The sequence below is a fragment of the Georgenia sp. X1117 genome, from assembly GCF_057784635.1.
In genome coordinates this window covers 790,638-809,849 of sequence record NZ_CM173492.1, presented here as the reverse complement: position 1 = coordinate 809,849, position 19,212 = coordinate 790,638, and the positions used below count along the sequence as shown (strand labels likewise).

Annotated in this window: 18 protein-coding genes; 15 read left to right on the top strand and 3 right to left on the bottom strand. The window is 74.4% G+C overall.

The genetic code is table 11. The annotated features are described in order from the left end of the window. Positions 1-117 precede the first annotated feature (117 nt). Positions 118-1,092, top strand: a complete 975-nt coding sequence (locus tag AC3D3D_RS03640; RefSeq protein WP_463660893.1) for a tyrosine recombinase XerC — start codon at positions 118-120, stop codon at positions 1,090-1,092. Between the two features lie 93 nt (positions 1,093-1,185). On the opposite strand, the gene AC3D3D_RS03635 is transcribed toward AC3D3D_RS03640, so the two are convergent. Beyond that, on the bottom strand, positions 1,186-1,836 hold the full coding sequence (locus AC3D3D_RS03635; protein ID WP_463660894.1) for a murein hydrolase activator EnvC family protein: 651 nt from the start codon (positions 1,834-1,836) through the stop codon (positions 1,186-1,188). A gap of 261 nt (positions 1,837-2,097) precedes the next feature. Between AC3D3D_RS03635 and AC3D3D_RS03630 the strand changes: the two genes are divergently transcribed. From AC3D3D_RS03630 to AC3D3D_RS03575, 12 genes are all read left to right on the top strand, one after another. After that, entirely contained in the window at positions 2,098-2,736 is a 639-nt protein-coding gene (locus AC3D3D_RS03630) for a GNAT family N-acetyltransferase (protein ID WP_463660895.1), read from the top strand. A 307-nt stretch (positions 2,737-3,043) separates the two neighbouring features. After that, positions 3,044-4,078 carry a 30S ribosomal protein S2 gene (gene rpsB, locus AC3D3D_RS03625; RefSeq protein WP_463660896.1) on the top strand — a complete coding sequence of 345 codons (1,035 nt, stop codon included), beginning with the start codon at positions 3,044-3,046 and terminating at the stop codon, positions 4,076-4,078. A gap of 28 nt (positions 4,079-4,106) precedes the next feature. Further along, entirely contained in the window at positions 4,107-4,946 is an 840-nt protein-coding gene (gene tsf, locus AC3D3D_RS03620) for a translation elongation factor Ts (protein WP_463660897.1), read from the top strand. Positions 4,947-5,081: 135 nt separating this feature from the next. Then, entirely contained in the window at positions 5,082-5,849 is a 768-nt protein-coding gene (gene pyrH, locus AC3D3D_RS03615; protein ID WP_463660898.1) for a UMP kinase, read from the top strand. Between the two features lie 4 nt (positions 5,850-5,853). Beyond that, on the top strand, positions 5,854-6,411 hold the full coding sequence (gene frr / locus AC3D3D_RS03610) for a ribosome recycling factor (protein WP_463660899.1): 558 nt from the start codon (positions 5,854-5,856) through the stop codon (positions 6,409-6,411). A 13-nt stretch (positions 6,412-6,424) separates the two neighbouring features. After that, the gene (locus tag AC3D3D_RS03605; RefSeq protein WP_463660900.1) at positions 6,425-7,408 is read left to right on the top strand and encodes a phosphatidate cytidylyltransferase; all 984 of its coding nucleotides are present in this window, start codon (positions 6,425-6,427) and stop codon (positions 7,406-7,408) included. Positions 7,409-7,431: 23 nt separating this feature from the next. Next, a complete protein-coding gene (gene rlmN, locus AC3D3D_RS03600; protein WP_463660901.1) occupies positions 7,432-8,700 on the top strand; it encodes a dual-specificity RNA methyltransferase RlmN in 1,269 nt (422 codons plus the stop codon). Further along, a complete protein-coding gene (locus AC3D3D_RS03595; RefSeq protein ID WP_463660902.1) occupies positions 8,697-9,224 on the top strand; it encodes a DivIVA domain-containing protein in 528 nt (175 codons plus the stop codon). The genes rlmN and AC3D3D_RS03595 overlap by 4 nt, the downstream gene beginning before the upstream one ends. After that, the gene (locus AC3D3D_RS03590) at positions 9,221-10,510 is read left to right on the top strand and encodes a 1-deoxy-D-xylulose-5-phosphate reductoisomerase (protein ID WP_463660903.1); all 1,290 of its coding nucleotides are present in this window, start codon (positions 9,221-9,223) and stop codon (positions 10,508-10,510) included. Before AC3D3D_RS03595 ends, AC3D3D_RS03590 begins: the two co-directional genes overlap by 4 nt. Further along, complete coding sequence (locus AC3D3D_RS03585; RefSeq protein WP_463660904.1) at positions 10,507-11,766, top strand: M50 family metallopeptidase; 1,260 nt, start codon at positions 10,507-10,509, stop codon at positions 11,764-11,766. Before AC3D3D_RS03590 ends, AC3D3D_RS03585 begins: the two co-directional genes overlap by 4 nt. Positions 11,767-11,877: 111 nt before the next feature. Then, positions 11,878-12,960, top strand: coding sequence for a flavodoxin-dependent (E)-4-hydroxy-3-methylbut-2-enyl-diphosphate synthase (gene ispG, locus AC3D3D_RS03580; RefSeq protein ID WP_488512618.1), 1,083 nt, complete (start codon positions 11,878-11,880; stop codon positions 12,958-12,960). Positions 12,961-12,966: 6 nt separating this feature from the next. Further along, on the top strand, positions 12,967-13,848 hold the full coding sequence (locus AC3D3D_RS03575) for a GNAT family N-acetyltransferase (RefSeq protein WP_463660906.1): 882 nt from the start codon (positions 12,967-12,969) through the stop codon (positions 13,846-13,848). A gap of 74 nt (positions 13,849-13,922) precedes the next feature. Here the strand turns inward: AC3D3D_RS03575 and AC3D3D_RS03570 are convergent, their stop codons facing one another. Beyond that, on the bottom strand, positions 13,923-15,806 hold the full coding sequence (locus tag AC3D3D_RS03570) for a fibronectin type III domain-containing protein (protein ID WP_463660907.1): 1,884 nt from the start codon (positions 15,804-15,806) through the stop codon (positions 13,923-13,925). 209 nt (positions 15,807-16,015) lie between these two features. Here AC3D3D_RS03570 and AC3D3D_RS03565 point away from each other — a divergent pair, with 209 nt between their 5' ends. Further along, positions 16,016-16,348, top strand: a complete 333-nt coding sequence (locus AC3D3D_RS03565) for a VOC family protein (RefSeq protein WP_463660908.1) — start codon at positions 16,016-16,018, stop codon at positions 16,346-16,348. 29 nt (positions 16,349-16,377) lie between these two features. Here the strand turns inward: AC3D3D_RS03565 and AC3D3D_RS03560 are convergent, their stop codons facing one another. Then, positions 16,378-17,337 carry an NAD(P)H-dependent flavin oxidoreductase gene (locus AC3D3D_RS03560; RefSeq protein ID WP_463660909.1) on the bottom strand — a complete coding sequence of 320 codons (960 nt, stop codon included), beginning with the start codon at positions 17,335-17,337 and terminating at the stop codon, positions 16,378-16,380. A 69-nt stretch (positions 17,338-17,406) separates the two neighbouring features. On the opposite strand from AC3D3D_RS03560, the gene AC3D3D_RS03555 reads away from it, so the two are divergent. Continuing rightward, on the top strand, positions 17,407-19,194 hold the full coding sequence (locus AC3D3D_RS03555; RefSeq protein ID WP_463660910.1) for a proline--tRNA ligase: 1,788 nt from the start codon (positions 17,407-17,409) through the stop codon (positions 19,192-19,194). The last annotated feature ends 18 nt before the right edge of the window (positions 19,195-19,212 follow it).

Sequence of the window (19,212 nt, the reverse complement as noted above, 5' to 3'; positions counted from 1 at the left end):
GGCAGAGACGTCCGTGGTCCGGCGACCGCACCGATGCGCGGGCGCCCGCGCCGGGGACCGGCCCGATGACGAGGGCGCTCGTGGCCCCGACGTCGGGCCGGGCGTACCCTGGCGCGCATGACCGCCCCGACAGCGCAGGGACCCGCGGGGGGCGGGCACGAGCACGGCGATGCGTCCCCGGAGCCGCTCGCGGCCCTCACCCGCGCCTTCGAGCGGCACCTCGCCGGGGAGCGGGGCATGTCCGAACACACCGTGCGCGCCTACCTCGGCGACGTCGACACCCTGCTCGCGCACCTCGGCCACACCGACCCCGAGGCGCCGGTCGACCTCGCGACGCTCGACCTCGCCGCGCTGCGGGCCTGGCTCGCCGAACAGAGTGGGCAGGGGCTGGCCCGGGCGACCCTGGCCCGCCGGGCCGCCGCCGTGCGCTCCTTCGGTGCCTGGCTCGCACGCACCGGCCGCGTGCCCGTCGACCCCACGCAGCGGCTGCGCTCGCCGCGCCCCGACCGCCACCTGCCCACGGTGCTCGGCGTGGACTCCGTCGGACGGCTGCTCGACTCCTGCGCGCGGCGCGCGGACGACGGGGCGCCCGTCCACCTGCGTGACCACGCCGCCCTCGAGCTGCTCTACGCCACGGGGCTGCGGGTCGGCGAGCTCGTCTCCCTGGACCTGGGGGACGTCGACCTCGCCGAGCTCACCGTCCGGGTGGTGGGCAAGGGGGACAAGGAGCGGGTGGTCCCGCTGGGCCGCCCCGCCGCCGACGCCCTGGCCCGGTGGCTCGACGAGGGCCGGCCCGCCATGCCCGTGCGGGCCGGCGAACGCGCCGTGCTCGTGGGCGTGCGCGGCCGACGGATCGACGCGCGCACGGTCCGCGCCATGCTGCACCGGGCCACCGCGCTGGCGGGGGTCGGCGACCTCGCCCCGCACGGGCTGCGCCACACCGCGGCCACCCACCTGCTCGCCGGCGGCTCCGACCTGCGCTCGGTCCAGGAGATCCTCGGCCACTCCTCGCTGGCCACCACCCAGCGGTACACGCACGTCAGCCCCGAGCGGCTGCGCTCGGTGTTCACCCAGGCGCACCCGCGCGCCTGACCCCGGCCGGACCAGCGTCCCGCGAGGGCGCCGCCCGGCGGACGGGGACCGGGGCGCCGGTCGGACCGACTCCTCAACCGCCGGGTCGCCCCCTCAACCGCCGAGCGGGAGCAGCCGCACCGGCCCCGGCGCGTCGCCCAGCAGCGACAGCGGGTCGACGTAGTCGTGACTCCCGCGCCGTGCCCCCCAGTGCAGGCAGCCCGGCGGCGGGCAGTGCCCCGTGGTGAGGGTGCCGATCGGCGTCCCCGCTGCCACCTCCTCGCCGCGGGCCACGCTCGCGGCCACGGGCTCGTAGGTGGTGCGCAGGCCGTCGGCGTGGTCGATCGAGACCACCGGGCGGCCGGCGACCATCCCGGTGAAGGCGACGACGCCGTCGGCCGAGGCCACGACGACTTCGCCGGGCCGCACGTCGAGGTCGACGCCCCGGTGGCCCGGCCCGTAGGGGGTGGCCGAACCCTCGAACGGGGCGAGCACCGGGACCGGCCCGCCCGTGGGCCACTCGTGCTCCACCGCTGACTCCCGGTCACCCGTGCCCGGGGACCCGTCGGCCCGCACCGCGGACGGGTGGTCGGTCCCGGTGACCACGCCGCCGGCGAGCCCGCCCACGTGCGCGCCCAGCGGGCCGAGGACGACCGGCGGGGGAGCGTCGTCGTCGGGCACGCCCGCCGCCGGGGCGGGGCCGAGCAGGGCGGCGAGGACGACCGGTGCGGCCACGGCCAGGCCGGTGAGCAGGCGGCCGCGCACGCGGCGCCGGGCGAGGCGCCCGGCCGGCGTCCACCGCCGTGCCGCCCGTCTCCGTCCGGTCCACCGTCGCGCGGTCCATCGCCGTGCACGCCGCCGGTCGGCTGTGCCGACCGGGTGCCCCGGCGTTGCCGGTCGGTCGGGGACGTCCTCGTCGTCGCATCGCATGGCGCGAGCCAACCCGGGAACCGGTCGGCCCGCCCGCGCCCGCCCGCTCGCCGGTGGACGCAGGTGCGCCGACGTCGGGTGTGGACAATGGGGCGCATGACCGTCCCACCCCCGCCCGGGTCGACGTCAGGGGCCGCCCTTGGCCCCGACGGCCGCACGCTCACGCTCGGCGCCCTCACCCTGCGCCGGCTCGTCGTCGACGACGCCGAGGCCCTGTTCGACGCCCTCGACCACGACGCCGTCTGGGCGGACGGCTATGGCGGGGGACCGGCCGGGCGACCACGCGACGCCGCGGCGATGGCCCACCGGATGACCGCCTGGGCGAAGGACCGCGACGGCGGCGTCGGGTACGCCGTCACGCACACCTCCACCGGCGAGGTCCTCGGCACGACCTCGCTGGGGCAGGTCGACACCCACCACCGGAACCTCGAGATCGGCTGGACCGCCTACGCCCCCGTGGTGTGGGGCACCGGGGTCAACGCCGCCGCCAAGCTCCTCCTCCTCGGCCACGCCTTCGACGACTGCGGCATGGAGCGGGTCGTCCTCCGCATCGACTCCCGCAACAAGCGCTCCGCCGCCGCGGTCGCCCGGCTCGGCGCCCACCTCGACGGCGTCATGCGGCGGGACCGCCTGCGACCCGACGGGACCTGGCGGGACTCGCTGACCTATTCGATCCTGCGCGACGAGTGGCCGGGCGTCGCCCGTGGCCTGCGGGAGCGCCTGCCCGCCACCTGACCCGCCGGTGAGTCGCACGACGCAGATCCGTGGGGAGCGGGCCCGGGACCGGCTCCGCTACGATGTGAGGGCGACCGGCCCTGTGCCGGTCGACTTCGCGTGCCTGCCCACCGTCGCACCAGCCCCCGCACCCGCGGACGGCCTCGGTCGACGGGGCGATCGGCAGCGGTCCCGCCCGGCGGGCGCCGACGTCGCAGGCACCAGGGGTCGAGGCCACCCGGTCCCGACCGACAACCACGGAAAGGGCCCCGTCGCCGAGCGTCGGGGCCGAACGAGCGCGGGCGATCCCGCGCCGAAAGGAAGAGCCATGGCCGTCGTGTCCATGCGTCAGCTGCTCGAGTCCGGTGTCCACTTCGGTCACCAGACCCGCCGCTGGAACCCCAAGATGAAGCGCTTCATCCTCACGGAGCGCAACGGCATCTACATCATCGACCTGCAGCAGTCGCTCGCCGAGATCGACCGGACCTACGAGTTCGTCAAGGAGACCGTCGCCCACGGCGGCACCATCCTGTTCATCGGCACCAAGAAGCAGGCCCAGGAGGCCATCGAGGAGCAGGCCCGCCGCGTGGGCATGCCCTTCGTCAACCACCGTTGGCTCGGCGGCATGCTGACCAACTTCTCCACGGTGCACCAGCGTCTGCAGCGCCTCAAGGAGCTCGAGCAGCTCGACTTCGACGACGTGGCGGGTTCCCACCACACGAAGAAGGAGCTGCTGATGATGCGCCGCGAGAAGGAGAAGCTCGAGCGCACCCTGGGCGGTATCCGCGACATGGCCAAGGTGCCCTCGGCCGTGTGGATCGTCGACACCAAGAAGGAGCACCTCGCGGTCTCCGAGGCCAAGAAGCTCGGCATCCCGGTCGTGGCGATCCTCGACACCAACTGCGACCCGGACGAGGTCGACTACCGCATCCCGGGCAACGACGACGCGATCCGCTCCGTCGCCCTGCTCACCCGCGTGATCGCCGACGCCTCGGCCGAGGGCCTGGTCACCCGCCACGGCGGGAACAAGGGCGCCGACGCCGCCGAGGCCGAGCCGCTCGCCGAGTGGGAGCGTGAGCTGCTCGCCGCCCACGAGGCCGACGCCGCCGCGCCCGCCGCGGAGGCTCCGGCCACGGAGGCTCCGGCCGCCGAGGCTGCGGCCGCCGAGGCTCCCGCCGCCGAGGCTCCGGCCACGGAGGCTCCCGCCGCCGAGGCCACCCCGGAAGCCCCGGCCACCGAGGCCGCTGCTACCGAGGCCCCCGCCACCGAGGCCACCCCGGAGGCTGCGGCCACCGAGGCCCCGGCCGCCGGGACGACCCCCGAGGCCCCGGCCTCGGAGGCCACCGACACCACCGCCAACTGACCCTCCCCTTCTGCACAGAGAGGAACCCATGGCCAACTACACCGCGGCCGACATCAAGGCCCTGCGCGAGTCGACGGGTGCCGGCATGCTCGACGTCAAGAACGCACTCGACGAGGCGGACGGTGACACCGCGAAGGCGACGGAGATCATCCGCGTCAAGGGCCTCAAGGGCATCGCCAAGCGCGAGAGCCGCGCGGCGTCCGACGGCCTCGTGGCCGCCGACGTGCGCGCCGGTGGTGCGGGCGAGATCGGCACGCTGGTCGAGGTCAACTCCGAGACGGACTTCGTCTCGAAGAACGAGCGCTTCGTGGCCCTGGCCGACGCGGTCCTCGCGGCCGCCGTCGAGTCCGGCGCGACCGACGTCGAGACCCTGCTCGCCGCCCCGTCGGGCGACGGCACGGTCAAGGACGCCGTCGAGAACCTCGCCGCCACCATCGGCGAGAAGATCGAGGTCCGTCGCGTCGCCCGCGTCGAGGGCGAGAAGGTCGCCTCCTACCTGCACCGCACCGCCAAGGACCTGCCCCCGCAGGTCGGCGTCCTGGTCGCCACGGACGCCGCCGGCGCCGAGGCGGCCCACGACGTCGCGCTGCACGTCGCCGCCTACTCCCCGACCTACCTCACCCGTGAGGACGTCCCGGCCGAGACGGTGGCGGACGAGCGTCGCGTCGCGGAGGAGACCTCGCGCGCCGAGGGCAAGCCGGAGCAGGCGCTGCCCAAGATCGTCGAGGGTCGCATGAACGGCTTCTACAAGGAGAACGTCCTGCTCGACCAGGCGTTCGCCAAGGACCCCAAGCAGTCGGTCGGCCAGGTCGTGGCCGCCACCGGCGGCACGGTGACGGGCTTCGCCCGCTTCCGCGTCGGGGCCTGACACCCCGCAGCGTGGCCCCGGACCCGTCGGTCCGGGGCCACGCGCCTATCCGGCCCCGCCCGCACGCCCCGGCCAGCGCCCGACCCCCCCCACGTGCACGCTCTCCCGCTCCGCCGCCCGAAGGAGAACTCACCGATGACCGCCACCGACCCGCACGCTCCTGCACCTCTCGACACCGACCGGCCGCGGCGGGTGATGCTCAAGCTCTCCGGCGAGGTCTTCGGCGGCGGTGAGGTCGGCCTCGACCCCGACGTCGTGCTGCGTGTCGCCCGCGAGATCGCCGACGCCCACCGCGAGGGCGTCCAGGTGGCCGTCGTCGTCGGCGGCGGCAACTTCTTCCGCGGCGCCGAGCTGAGCGCGCGCGGCCTGGACCGCTCCCGCGCCGACTACATGGGCATGCTCGGCACGGTGATGAATGCCCTGGCCCTGCAGGACTTCCTCGAGCAGTCGGGCGTGCGCACCCGCGTGCAGACCGCCATCACGATGGGCCAGGTCGCCGAGCCCTACATCCCGCTGCGCGCCATCCGGCACATGGAGAAGGGCCGCGTGGTCGTCTTCGGCGCCGGCGCCGGCATGCCCTACTTCTCCACCGACACCGTCACCGCGCAGCGCGCGCTGGAGACCCACTGCGACGAGGTGCTGGTGGGCAAGAACGGCGTCGACGGCGTCTACACCGCCGACCCGCGCACCGACCCCGCCGCCGTGCGCCTGGACCACCTCACCTACGAGGACGCCCTGGCCCGCGGCCTGCGGGTGGTCGACGCCGCCGCCTTCTCGTTGTGCATGGACAACGGCCTGGCGATGCGTGTGTTCGGCATGAACGAGACAGGTAACGTCACCCGGGCCATCCTGGGTGAGAGGATCGGCACGCTGGTGACCGCCGGCGCCGAGGACGAGGAGTGACCACGTGATCGACGAGACCCTGCTCGAGGCAGAGGACAAGATGGACAAGGCCGTCGAGGTCGCCCGCGAGCGGATGAGCCACATCCGCACCGGGCGCGCGAACGCCGCGATGTTCAACGCGATCCTCGTGGACTACTACGGCGCGCCGACGCCGCTGCAGCAGCTGGCCTCCCTGCAGATCCCCGAGGCCCGCACCGTCCTCATCTCCCCCTACGACCGCGGCGCCGCGTCGGCGATCGACAAGGCGCTGCGCGAGTCCGACCTGGGGGTCAACCCCACCGACGACGGCAACCACCTGCGCGTGGTGCTGCCCGCCCTGACCGAGGAGCGGCGCCGGGACTACGTCAAGATCGCCCGCAACGAGGCCGAGGACGCCCGCATCTCCGTGCGCGCGGTGCGCCGCAAGGCCAAGGAGGAGCTCGACCGCCTGGTCAAGGACGGTGAGGTCGGCGAGGACGAGGGCAACCGCGCCGAGAAGGAGCTCGACTCCCTGACCAAGAAGCACGTCGAGACGATCGACCAGGTCGTCGAGGCCAAGGAGAAGGACCTCCTCGAGGTCTGACCCTGCCGACGCGATGAACGAGACGGGACGTCCGACGACGGGGCCCGGCCACGGCCGGCCCGTCGCCGACGTGCCGCTCACCGCCCCGTCGCCGGTGACGGCCCCGGCACCGGGTGCCGCCGGGGCACCGGGGGCCACCGCCGCCCCGGCGCCCGGGGCCGAGCCCGCGGAACGGACCGGGCCCCGCGCCGGCCGCGAGCTCAGCCGCGCGATCCCCGTCGGCGTCGGCCTGGTGACGCTGCTCGTGCTCTCGCTGGCCTTCCGCCCCGAGCCCTTCGTCGCCCTCGTGGCCGTCGTCGCCGTCCTGGGCACGTTCGAGCTCGCCGGGGCCGCCGCCCAGCGGCACATCGCCATCGCCCGCATCCCGGTCTCGCTCGGCGGCGTCGCCATGGTCGTGGGCGCCTGGCTGGCGGGGGAGAGCGGCCTGGTGGCCGCCTACGTCGGCGCGGTCGCGCTCGTCGTCACCGTCGCCGTCCTGGCCCGCGGCGGCACCAACGGCATCCGCGACGCCGCCGCCGACGTCCTCGTCCTCACCTACGTGCCCTTCCTCGTCTCCTTCGCGGTGCTGCTCGTGCGCCTCGAGGACGGCATCGTGCTCGTGCTCACCGCCGCCCTGCTGCCGGCCGCCAACGACACCGGCGGCTACGTGTTCGGCATGCTCCTCGGCCGCCACCCCATGGCCCCCACCATCTCCCCGAAGAAGTCCTGGGAGGGCGTGGGCGGCTCGGTCGTGTGCTGCGTGGCGGTCTCCCTCGTGCTCGTCACCGCCGTCCTGGACGAGCCGTGGTGGCTCGCCGTCGGGCTCGGCCTGGCCGCCGTGGGCACCGCCACCGTCGGCGACCTCGCCGAGTCGCTGCTCAAGCGCGACCTCGGCGTCAAGGACATGTCCAACCTGCTGCCCGGCCACGGCGGGCTGCTCGACCGGCTCGACTCCATCATCGTCACCCTGCCCCTGGTCTTCCTCACGCTCGGCCCGCTGGCCACCGCGGCCCGGTGACCGGGTGAGAGACTGAGCCCGCCATGACGACACCGCCCCGCCCTGACGCTCCCGCCACCGGCCCCGCCCCGACCACCGGCGGCTCCGCCGCGACCGCCACGACCGCCGCCGCGCCCGCCCGCCAGGTGCGCCCCGCGCTCGAGGGCGCCGCGCCGGGCCAGAAGCTCACCCTCACCTTCGCCGCGAAGCGCCGCGGCAAGCCGCCCCGGCACCTCGCCGACCTCACCGTCGACGAGCGCCCGGGCGTGGCCAAGGAGCTCGGCCTGCCGGCCTTCCGCCTCGACCAGGTCTCCCGGCACTACTTCGGCCACCTGACCAACGACCCGGAGGCCATGACGGACCTGCCGGCCGCGGCCCGGGCCGAGCTCGCCGGCACCCTGCTGCCGCCCCTGGTCACCCGGGTGACCGACCTCGAGGCCGACGCCGGGGCGACCCGGAAGTCGGTGTGGCGCCTCTTCGACGGCGTCGTCGTGGAGTCGGTGCTCATGCGCTACTCCTCGCGCACCACGCTGTGCGTCTCCTCGCAGGCCGGCTGCGGCATGGCCTGCCCGTTCTGCGCCACCGGCCAGCAGGGCCTGACCCGCAACCTGTCCACCGGCGAGATCGTCGAGCAGGTGCGCCTGGCGGCCCGCGCCTGCCGCGATGGCGACCTGGGCGGCGGGCCCACCCGGCTGAGCAACGTCGTCTTCATGGGGATGGGCGAGCCGCTGGCGAACTACAAGGCCGTCGTCGGGGCCGTGCGCCGGATGATCGACCCCGCGCCCGCCGGGCTGGGCCTGTCCGCCCGCAACATCACGGTCTCCACCGTCGGGCTCGTGCCCGCGATCGACAAGCTCGCCGCGGAGGGCATGCCCGTCACCCTCGCGCTGTCGCTGCACGCCCCCGACGACGAGCTGCGCGACGACCTCATCCCCATCAACTCCCGGTGGAAGGTGGGGGAGGCCCTCGACGCCGCCCGCCGCTACTTCGAGGCCACCGGGCGGCGGGTGTCCATCGAGTACGCGCTCATCAAGGACATGAACGACCACGCCTGGCGCGGCCGCCTCCTGGCCGAGGAGCTCAACCGCCGGGGCAAGGGCTGGGTGCACGTCAACCCCATCCCGCTCAACCCCACGCCCGGCTCGATCTGGACGGCCTCCGAGCGCGACGTCGAGGCCGCGTTCGTCGCCGAGCTGCGCGACGCCGGCATCCCCACCACCGTGCGCGACACGCGCGGTTCCGACATCGACGGCGCCTGCGGCCAGCTCGCGGCCCAGGTGCTCGACCAGCCCAGAGAAGGACAGGACGCATGAGGGGTTTCGCCAGGGTCTCGCGCCGCGACGAGGGATACGACCCCGAGCAGGTCGACGACTTCTTCACCCGCGCCCGCGACGTCGACGGCGGCATCGACGAGGCCGCCGTCCGCCAGGCCGCCTTCGACCTCGTCCCGGCCGGGTACGACCCCGAGCAGGTCGACCTCGCGCTCGACCGCCTCGAGGAGAGCCACACCCGCCGGCGCCGCCAGCAGGCCCTGAGCGAGGGCGGCGACGAGAGCTGGCAGGCCCACGTCGCCGAGCTCACCGACTCGCTGCGCCCGCGCCTGGGACGCCCCGAGCGCGAGCGGTTCGTGCGCCCGGCCTCGACCGGTTACGCCGCCGCCTCGGTGGACGCCTTCCTCGCCCGGGTCCACGACTACGTCGACACCGGCCACGGCCTGAGCGCCGACGAGGTACGCGCGGTGACCTTCCCGCCGGCGCAGGGCCGCAAGGCCTACGACGAGTCCGTCGTCGACGTCTACCTCGACCGCGTGGTCGAGGTCGTGCTCGCCCGCGCATGACGACCGACGTCGTCCTGCTGGGCTCGACCGGGTCGATCGGCACCCAGGCCCTCGAGGTCGTCGAGCAGGCCAACGCCGCCGAGCCCGGCCGCTTCACCGTGCGCGCCCTGGCCGCCTCCGGCTCCCGGCCCGACCTCCTGGCCGCGCAGGTCGCCGCCCACCGGCCCGAGCGCGTGGCCCTCGCCGACCCGGCCGCCCGCACCGCCGTCACCGAGGCCATCTCCGCCGCGCTCGGCGGCGAGCCGCTGCCCGAGCTGCTCGTCGGCCCCGAGGCCGCCACCGAGGTCGCCGGCATGCTCACCGGCCCCGCACCCGCTGGCCCCGCGCCCGCCGGACCCGACGCCGCGGCGGGCGACCCGTGGCAGGTGCCGACCGCCGTCGTGCTCAACGGGATCACCGGCTCGGTCGGGCTGCGACCGACCCTGGCGGCCCTGGCCTCCGGGGCGACCCTCGCCCTGGCCAACAAGGAGTCCCTCGTGGCCGGCGGCGCCCTGGTCACCGGCGCGGCGACCCGCCCCGGCCAGGTCGTCCCCGTCGACTCCGAGCACTCCGCCATGGCCCAGGCCCTGGGCGGCGTGCGCCACGAGAAGGGCCTGACCGCGCCGGTGCGCACCGGGGTCAGCGACGTGCGCCGCCTCGTGCTCACCGCCTCGGGCGGCCCCTTCCGCGGCCGCACCCGCGACCAGCTCGCCGACGTCACCCGTGAGCAGGCCCTGGCCCACCCCACCTGGGCGATGGGCCCGGTGGTCACCGTCAACTCCTCCACGCTGATGAACAAGGCGCTCGAGCTCGTCGAGGCCTCGCTGCTGTTCGACGTGGCGCCCGACGACATCACCGTGGTCGTCCACCCGCAGTCGGTCGTGCACTCGATGATCGAGACCGTCGACGGCTCCACGCTCGCCCAGGCCTCCCCGCCGGACATGCGCCTGCCCATCGCGCTGGGCCTGTCCTGGCCGCGTCGCCTGCCGGGGATGGCCACCCCCTGCGCGTGGGACACCGCGACGTCATGGACCTTCGAGCCCCTCGACGACGCGACCTTCCCCGCGGTGGCGCTCGTGCGCTCGGCCGTGACGGCGTCGGCCACCCACCCGGCCGTCGTCAACGCCGCCAACGAGGAGGCCGTGGCCGGCTTCCTCGACGGACGCCTGCCCTACCTGGGGATCATCGACGTCGTCGAGCGCGTCGTCGGCGAGCACGAGGGCGTGGCCGAGCCCACGCTGGCCGACGTCGAGGGCGTCGAGACCTGGGCCCGCGCCCGGGCGCGCGAGCTCCTCGGGGTGAAGTGAGCTTCCTGCTGGGGGTGCTCGTCCTGGTGGTCGGGCTCCTGGCCTCCATCGGCCTGCACGAGCTCGGGCACCTCGTCCCGGCCAAGCGCTTCGGCGTCTACGTGCCGCGGTACTTCGTCGGCTTCGGCCCCACCCTGTGGTCCACGAGGCGCGGCGAGACCGAGTACGGGCTCAAGGCGATCCCGCTGGGCGGGTTCGTCTCCCTGGCCGGCATGTTCGCCCCCGCCCGCCCCGGTACGCGCACGCACCGCAAGGACGGCCGGCCCACCCTGGCGGAGGAGGCCCGCGAGATCTCCGTCGAGGAGGTCCCGCCGGGCATGGAGCAGCGGGCCTTCCACCGGCTGCCGGTCGGTAAGCGGATCGTCGTCATGCTCGGCGGCCCGCTGGTCAACCTCGTCCTGTCCGTCCTGCTGCTGGCGATCGTCGTGTGCGGGGTGGGGATCTCCGCCCCGACGACGACGCTGGACTCCGTCCAGGACTGCCTCGACCCCGAGGCGGCGACCTGCGAGCCGGCGCCCGGCGCCGTGGCCGGCCTGCAGCCCGGCGACGAGATCGTCAGCTGGGCCGGCACCGAGGTCGAGGACTGGGCCGAGGTGCAGGAGATCATCGCCACCGGCGGCGCCGGCACCGACGAGGTGGTGCTGCGCCGCGACGGCCAGACCCACACGGTCCAGGTCACCCCCGAGGTCGTCCAGCGCCCGCTGGAGGACGGCGGCACCGAGGCCCGGCCCTACGTCGGCATCGGCCCCGCCTTCGCCCAGGAACGTCTCTCGCCCACCGAGGTGCCGGCGCTGGCCTGGGAGCAGCTGAGCGGGACGGCGCAGGTCATCGTGCGCCTGCCCGTCGCCCTGGTGGACATCGCCCAGGCCACCCTCGGCCTCGAGGAGCGCGACCCCGGCGTCGTCGGGCTCGTGGGCGTGGGCCGGTTCGCCGGCGAGATCGCCTCGGTCGAGGCGCCCGACTACACACTCGTGCACCGGATGGCGGACCTGCTCTCCCTGCTCGGGGCGCTCAACATGACCCTCTTCCTGTTCAACCTCGTCCCCCTGCTGCCGCTGGACGGCGGCCACGTGGCCGGGGCCCTGTGGGAGGGGCTGCGGCGCACCTGGGCGAGGATGCGCGGGCGGCCCGACCCCGGGCCGGCCGACACCGCGCGGCTGCTGCCGCTGACCTACGTCGTCGTCGGGCTGATGATCGTCATGACCGTGCTGCTGGTCGTGGCCGACATCGTGGTGCCGGTCTCGCTCACCGGCTGACCTTGCGCGCGGTGCGATACTGGTGCGGTGAGCGCTCCGATCAACCTCGGCATCCCCACCGTCAAGCAGGCACCCCCGGTGCTCGCCCCCCGGCGCACGACGCGCCGCATCATGGTCGGCGATGTCCCGGTCGGTGACGGCGCACCGATCTCGGTGCAGTCGATGACCACCACCAAGACGCACGACGTCGGCGCGACCCTGCAGCAGATCGCCGAGCTCGTGGCCACCGGCTGCGACATCGTGCGCGTGGCCTGCCCGACGGACAAGGACGCCGAGGCCCTCAAGGTCATCGCCGCGAAGTCGACGATCCCGGTCATCGCGGACATCCACTTCCAGCCGAAGTACGTCTACGCCGCCATCGAGGCTGGCTGCGGCGCGGTGCGCGTCAACCCGGGCAACATCCGTAAGTTCGACGACCAGGTCAAGGAGATCGCCCAGGCCGCCAAGGACCACGGCACCTCCATCCGGATCGGCGTCAACGCCGGCTCCCTGGATCCGCGACTGCTGAAGAAGTACGGCTCGGCCACCCCCGAGGCCCTCGTGGAGTCCGCGGTGTGGGAGGCCTCGCTGTTCGAGGAGCACGACTTCCACGACTTCAAGATCTCGGTCAAGCACAACGACCCGGTCGTCATGGTCCGCGCCTACGAGCTGCTCGCCGAGGCCGGCGACTGGCCGCTGCACCTCGGCGTGACCGAGGCCGGCCCCGCCTTCCAGGGCACCGTCAAGTCCTCCGTCGCCTTCGGCGCGCTGCTCTCGCAGGGCATCGGGGACACCATCCGGGTCTCCCTCTCGGCGCCGCCGGTGGAGGAGATCAAGGTCGGCAACCAGATCCTGGAGTCGCTCAACCTGCGGCCCCGCACCCTGGAGATCGTCTCCTGCCCGTCGTGCGGCCGGGCCCAGGTCGACGTCTACACCCTGGCCGAGGAGGTCACGGAGGGGCTCAAGGACCTCACCGTCCCGCTGCGGGTGGCCGTCATGGGCTGCGTCGTCAACGGTCCCGGCGAGGCCCGCGAGGCCGACCTGGGCGTGGCCTCCGGCAACGGCAAGGGTCAGATCTTCGTCAAGGGTGAGGTCATCCGCACCGTGCCCGAGGACCAGATCGTCGACACCCTCATCGACGAGGCCAACCGCATCGCCGCCGAGATGGGGCTCGACGCCGAGGCCGGCGCCGCCCCTGCCGTCACCGTCCACTGAGCCGGCGTGCGGCTGTTCCGGGCGTCGGGCCGCCGCGACGCCGTGGCCCCCGTCCTGGCGCTGCCGCACGAGCGCGCTCAGGAGGCCCTGGCGCTGTGCGCCCGGCACCCGCTGACCGCCACGCTGGCCGCCGTGCAGGTGGCCGGACCGCGGTTCGACACCACCACCCCCGGCTCGACCATGCTCGGCGTGCTCGCCGGTGGCGCACTGACGGCGCTGACCTGGGTGGGCGCCAACATCGTGCCGGTCGGCACCACCGCGGAGCAGCGGACGGCGATCGCGGCGGCCATCGCCGACCGGGGCCGCGCGTCGAGCTCGCTGCTCGGTGACGCCGAGCAGGTCCTCGACCTGTGGGAGGCGCTCTCGCCGCGGTGGGGCCGGCCGCGCGAGGTGCGCGCGAACCAGCCGCTGCTGGTGATGGACGCCCCCTCGGCGATCGAGCCCGACCCCCTGGTGCGGCGCGGGGTGCCCGCCGAGTCGCCGATCGTCGCCCCCGCCTCGGTGGCCATGTTCATCGAGGAGGTCGGCTACGACCCCACCCGCTACGGGAACGGGTACGTCCGGCGGGTGCGCACCCTGCTCGAGCGCGGCCGCACGTGGATCCGCACCGAGCCCGACCCGCGCACCGGCGCCGACCGCGTCGTGTTCAAGGCCGACGTCGGGGCGCTGGCCCTCGGCGTCGCCCAGGTCCAGGGCGTGTGGGTGGCGCCCGACCGGCGCGGCTCCGGGCTCGCCGTGCACGGCATGGCCGCCGTGGTGCGCGACGTGCTCAAAGAGATCGCCCCGACGATGTCGCTCTACGTCAACGACTACAACGTCGCGGGCCGGGCCACCTACCGCCGCCTCGGCATGCGCCAGGAGGGCACCTACGCCACCGTCGTCCTCTGACCAGTGAGCGGTTTCCGGCCCGGCGAGTGAGCGCGATTCTGCCCCGCGAGTGAGCGCTCGTCCGCCCGCGCCGGTCAGGAGAAGCGACGCCGCGCGAGGTGGAGGACCGCGCCGGCCGCACCCAGGCCACCCGCGAGCGCGATGAGCCCGCCGACGGTCGCGCCGGTGCTCGGCAGCGACCCGCCGCGTCCGCCGCCCGAGCCGTACCGGTCCTCGGGGCCACCGACCTGGACCGGTCCGGGGCCCGCGTCGTCGGTCGGGGTCTCCCCGCCGCCCGTGGGGGACTCGCTCCCGTCGGTCGGGCTCTCCCCGCCGTCGGTGGGCGACTCGCCGCCGTCGGTGGGCGACTCGCTCCCGTCGGTGGGGCTCTCCCCGCCGTCGGTCGGCGTCTCCGTCGGCTCCTCGGTCGGCTCCTCGGGAGCCGGCACCACGGTCACCGTGCGGTCCACGGACGTCACGTTGCCCGAGCGGTCGACCGCGTCGTAGGTGAGCACGTAGGTCCCGGGGGTGTCGGCGTCGACCTCACCGGTGACGGTCGGGACGAGCGCGGCCGGGTCGCAGGCGTCGGTGACCGTGACGCCCGCGAGCGCGTCGAAGCGCTCCCCGGCGACGACCTCGACGTCGGGGGCCGTGATCGCCGGTCCGGTCTCGTCCCCGCTGAGCTCGACCTGGTCGACGATCGAGTTGTCCGCGTGGACCGTGCCGGTCTCTGGGTCGGCGTAGGTCTCGGCGCGGTGCGTCGTCACGGTGATCGCGCACTCGTCGATGGCCAGGTGGCTGTAGTTCGCGATCTCCTCCTGGTTCTCCACCTCGCCCCAGGGCGCCGGCTCGGGCAGCTCGTCGTTGCGGCCGTAGTACTTCGACCCGGTCGCGGTGTTCGCCGTGACGTACAGGACGTCACCCTCGCCCGGGACGAGCAGGTCCGGTCCGGTGGTGACGTCGTCATCGGGGCCGTCGACCGCGACGCCGGCGTTCATCAGCGGCGTGCGCGTGTAGTAGTGGTCGTGGCCGGAGATCACCAGGTCCACGCCGAGGTCGGACATGCCGCGGGAGAGCGCCTCGCGCCGACCCTCGATGACGCCCAGGCCCTCGGCGTCGAGGTCGGTGGCGTGCGTGGCCACCGAGTAGATCGAGTGGTGGAAGGTGACAACCACCCAGCGCGACGGGTTCTGCTCGATCGCCGTGCGCGCGTAGTCCACCAGCGTCCCGTGCAGCACGTTGTTGCTGTTGAGGTGGATGAACAGCGTCTCGCCCTGGGTGTAGTGGTAGTTGAACCCGACCCGGCCCCCGCCGTGGGGCAGGTTGAAGTGGTCGCCGTAGGTGGCCAGGTGGAGGATGTCGTGGTTGCCCAGGGTGGTGGCCAGCGGGTACCGGGTGAGCTGGTCGGGCTCGTGGAAGGCGGTGTACTCCGCGTCGTCGGCGATGACCCGGTCGACCTGGTCCCCGGCGGAGAGCAGCATCTGCGCGTCCGGGTAGGTCGCCCACGCCTGGTCGAGCGTGTCGTGCCACTGCACGCGCTCCGCCTCGAGGTCGGTGGTCCCGATCTGCGGGTCCCCGACGACGATGAGCTCGAGCGGCCCGCCCGACCCGGTGGTGAAGGTGAACAGCTCCGACCAGCCGTCCTCGGTGCCGACCTGGTAGGTGTATTCGGTCGCGGGCGCCAGGCCCTCGACGCCGGCGTGGTGGTAGGACCAGCCGGGCCGGTTGACAGCCAGACCGCCGGCGGACTGCTCGATGCGCTGCGCGTCCTCGGGGAACTCGTCGCCCTCCATCTGCGCGGTCGGGGCGATGACCAGCGTCTCCGTGCCGTGGTGGCGCGAGAACCAGGAGAAGTTGCGCGCGTTCTCGTCCTCACCCACCAGGAGCGTGACGTTCTCGACGGCGTCCGGCGTCGGCTCGGCGGCCGAGGCGGCCAGGGCCGGTCCGAGGGCGAGGACGGCGAGGAGGCCGGAGGCCATGGCGGCACGGTGACGACGACGCGAGGGCATGACGATCCTTCTGGCAGTGCGGGGGCGGTCCCCCGCACGCTGTCAGCGCCGGTCGAACGGTCGGCGACCCCGGGGTGGCGAGGCGGTGAACCGCGCGTGGCCGGAGGGCCGCGTGCATCCGACGCCGGCTCGTGCCACGCTGGGACCGCTTGCACTTCACCACCGGTAGGGAGACCGAGATGTTCGACCACGTCCACGCCTCGATGACCGTCGCCGATCTCGACCGTGCGGAGCGCTGGTACACGGCGCTGTTCGAACGCGGTCCCGACACCCGGCCCATGGCCGGCCTCATCGAGTGGCGCGTCGGGGAGGCGGGCGGCGTCCAGGTCTATGCCGACGCCGGCCGGGCCGGCCGGTCGGGCTGCGTGCTCGGCGAGACCGACCTCGATGCCGCCGTCGCGCGACTCGCGCACGCAGGGATCCCGCACGACGGCGTCGCACCGGGCGGGGGTGCGCGGATCCTCGTCCTCGCCGACCCCGACGGCAACACCGTCGTGCTGACCGGCGATTGACGGGAGGGGAGGGAGCCGCGGGGCGCGGTTCAGCCCCGGGCGAGCGAGCGGATGATCTCCTCGGCGTCCCGCACGATCCGCCCCACCAGCTCCGCGCACGTGGGCACGTCGTCGATGAGCCCCATCGACTGCCCGACCGTCCACACGCCTGCCTCGGTGTCGCCGGTCTCGAGCACCACCCGCCCCCGGGAGCCCGCCACGAGGTGGGCGACGTCCTCGAACGCCCCGCCGCCGGCGAGCACCTCGGCCGCCTCGCGGGCCACGGAGTTGTCGGCGATCCGCGTGGTGTTGCGCAGCTCGCGCAGCACGAGGCGCGTACCGGTCTCGGTGCCCGCCACGATCGCCTGCTTGACGTCGTCGTGCACGGGGGCCTCCGCCGTCGCGACGAACCGGGTCCCCATGGAGATCCCCTCGGCACCGAGCGCGCGGGCGGCCGCGAGGCCGCGCCCGTCCGCGAGGCCGCCGCACGCGATCACCGGGACGTCGAGGGCCGCGACGGCCGCGGGGACGAGCACGAGCCCGCCGATGTCGTCCTCGCCGGGGTGGCCGGCGCACTCGAAAGAGTCGATCGTCACCGCGTCGACGCCGAGCCGCTGCGCGGTTCGGGCGTGCCGCACCGAGGTGCACTTGTGGATGACGGTGACCCCGGCTGCCTTGAGCGCCGCGACCGCCTCGCCAGGGTTGGCCCCCGCCGTCTCGACGATCCGCACGCCGGAGTCGATGATCGCGGCCACGTACTCGGCGTAGGGCGGCGGGGTCCGCGCGGGCAGGAACGTGAGGTTGACGCCGAACGGCCGGTCGGTGAGCTCGCGGGTGCCGGCGATCTCGGCGCGCAGGTCGTCCGGCGTCGGCTGGGTCAGCGCACCGAGGACGCCGAGCCCGCCCGCCTCGGCGACCGCCGCGACGAGCTCGGCCGTGGCCACCCACTGCATCCCGCCCTGGACGACGGGGTGCTCGATGCCGAGGAGGTCCGTGATCGCTGTCCGCATGGAGGCATCGTGCCGCACCGCGGCGCAGCCGGACGGACCGCCGGCCCGGCACCGCCTAACCTTGGCCCCATGCTCTCCACGATGTCCTCCCTCTTCCTGCGCACGCTGCGCGAGGACCCCGCCGACGCCGAGATCGCGTCCCACAAGCTGCTCGTCCGCGCCGGCTACATCCGCCGCGCCGCCCCGGGCATCTACACCTGGCTGCCGGTGGGGCTGCGGGTGCTGGCGAAGGTCGAGGCCGTCGTCCGCGAGGAGATGGCGGCCATCGGCGCCCAGGAGGTGCACTTCCCGGCGCTGCTGCCGCGCGAGCCCTACGAGGCCTCGGGCCGCTGGACCGAGTACGGGGACAACCTCTTCCGCCTCAAGGACCGCCGCGAGAACGACTACCTCCTGGCGCCCACCCACGAGGAGATGTTCACGCTCCTGGTCAAGGACCTCGTCTCGTCCTACAAGGACCTGCCGCTGCAGCTGTTCCAGATCCAGACCAAGTACCGCGACGAGGCCCGTCCGCGCGCCGGCATCGTCCGCGGCCGCGAGTTCGTCATGAAGGACGCCTACTCCTTCGACGTCGACGACGAGGCCCAGACCGCCAGCTACGCCCTCTATCGCGAGGCCTACCAGCGGATCTTCGACCGCCTGGGCCTGGAGGTCGTGATCGTGGCCGCCGACGCCGGCGCCATGGGCGGCTCACAGTCGGAGGAGTTCCTCCACCCGACGCCGGTCGGCGAGGACACGTTCGTGCGCTCGCCCGGCGGGTACGCGGCCAACGTCGAGGCCGTGACGACGCCGGTGCCCGAGCTCCCGCAGCACGCCGAGGAGCCGCCCGCCCCGGTCACGGTCGACACTCCCGGCGCGGACACCATCGACACCCTGGTCGCGGCCCTCGACGCCGAGGTGCCGCGCCCCGACGGCCGCGCCTGGGCCGCGCAGGACACCCTGAAGAACCTCGTCCTCGCCCTGACCCACCCCGACGGCGAGCGGGAGGTCGTCGTCGTCGGCCTGCCCGGCGACCGGGCGATGGACCCCAAGCGCGCCGAGGTGGCATTCGCGCCCGCCGCGGTCGAGACCGCGACGGAGAAGGACCTCGCCACCCACCCCGAGCTCGTCCGCGGCTACATCGGTCCGCGCTCCGAGCACGCGCGCGGCGACGAGAAGGCGGTGCGCTACCTGCTCGACCCGCGCATCGTCGACGGCAGCGTGTGGGCGACCGGCGCCGACGTCGAGGGGCGGCACGTCGTCGGGCTCGTCGCGGGGCGGGACTTCGTCGCCGACGGGACCGTCGAGATCGCCGAGGTGCGCGCCGGTGACCCCGCGCCCGACGGGTCGGGCCCGCTCGAGCTGGCCCGTGGCATGGAGATGGGGCACATCTTCGCGCTGGGTCGGAAGTACGCCGACGCCCTGGGGCTGACGGTCCTCGACGTCAACGGCAAGGCCGTCACGCCGACGATGGGCAGCTACGGCATCGGCGTGACGCGGGCGATCGCGGCCATCGCGGAGTCCACGAGCGACGACAAGGGGCTGGCCTGGCCGGTGCAGGTCGCGCCGTTCCACGTCCACGTCCTCGCGACCGGCAAGGGGGAGGAAATCTTCTCCACCGCGGCCGAGCTCGCCGCCCGCCTGGACGCCGCCGGCGCCGAGGTGCTCTACGACGACCGGCCCAAGGTGTCGGCGGGCGTGAAGTTCGCCGACGCCGAGCTCATCGGCGTGCCGTACTCGCTGGTGGTGGGCCGTGGACTGGCGAACGGGGTCGTCGAGGTGCGCGTGCGGGCCACCGACGAGCGCGTCGAGCTGGCACCGGACGCCGCCGTCGAGGACCTCCTGGCGCGGCTGCGCGCCGCGGGCGCGCTGCCCGCCTGACGGGCGAGAAGGAGCTGC

Coding starts and splice junctions, on each gene's coding strand:
- rlmN (WP_463660901.1), top strand. CDS start 7,432: ATGACGACACCGCCCCGCCCTGACGCTCCCGCCACCGGCCCCGCCCCG.
- AC3D3D_RS03605 (WP_463660900.1), top strand. CDS start 6,425: ATGAACGAGACGGGACGTCCGACGACGGGGCCCGGCCACGGCCGGCCC.
- AC3D3D_RS03590 (WP_463660903.1), top strand. CDS start 9,221: ATGACGACCGACGTCGTCCTGCTGGGCTCGACCGGGTCGATCGGCACC.
- rpsB (WP_463660896.1), top strand. CDS start 3,044: ATGGCCGTCGTGTCCATGCGTCAGCTGCTCGAGTCCGGTGTCCACTTC.
- AC3D3D_RS03570 (WP_463660907.1), bottom strand. CDS start 15,806: ATGGCCTCCGGCCTCCTCGCCGTCCTCGCCCTCGGACCGGCCCTGGCC.
- AC3D3D_RS03630 (WP_463660895.1), top strand. CDS start 2,098: ATGACCGTCCCACCCCCGCCCGGGTCGACGTCAGGGGCCGCCCTTGGC.
- AC3D3D_RS03560 (WP_463660909.1), bottom strand. CDS start 17,337: ATGCGGACAGCGATCACGGACCTCCTCGGCATCGAGCACCCCGTCGTC.
- AC3D3D_RS03595 (WP_463660902.1), top strand. CDS start 8,697: ATGAGGGGTTTCGCCAGGGTCTCGCGCCGCGACGAGGGATACGACCCC.
- AC3D3D_RS03640 (WP_463660893.1), top strand. CDS start 118: ATGACCGCCCCGACAGCGCAGGGACCCGCGGGGGGCGGGCACGAGCAC.
- pyrH (WP_463660898.1), top strand. CDS start 5,082: ATGACCGCCACCGACCCGCACGCTCCTGCACCTCTCGACACCGACCGG.
- ispG (WP_488512618.1), top strand. CDS start 11,878: ATGGTCGGCGATGTCCCGGTCGGTGACGGCGCACCGATCTCGGTGCAG.
- AC3D3D_RS03565 (WP_463660908.1), top strand. CDS start 16,016: ATGTTCGACCACGTCCACGCCTCGATGACCGTCGCCGATCTCGACCGT.
- AC3D3D_RS03555 (WP_463660910.1), top strand. CDS start 17,407: ATGCTCTCCACGATGTCCTCCCTCTTCCTGCGCACGCTGCGCGAGGAC.
- tsf (WP_463660897.1), top strand. CDS start 4,107: ATGGCCAACTACACCGCGGCCGACATCAAGGCCCTGCGCGAGTCGACG.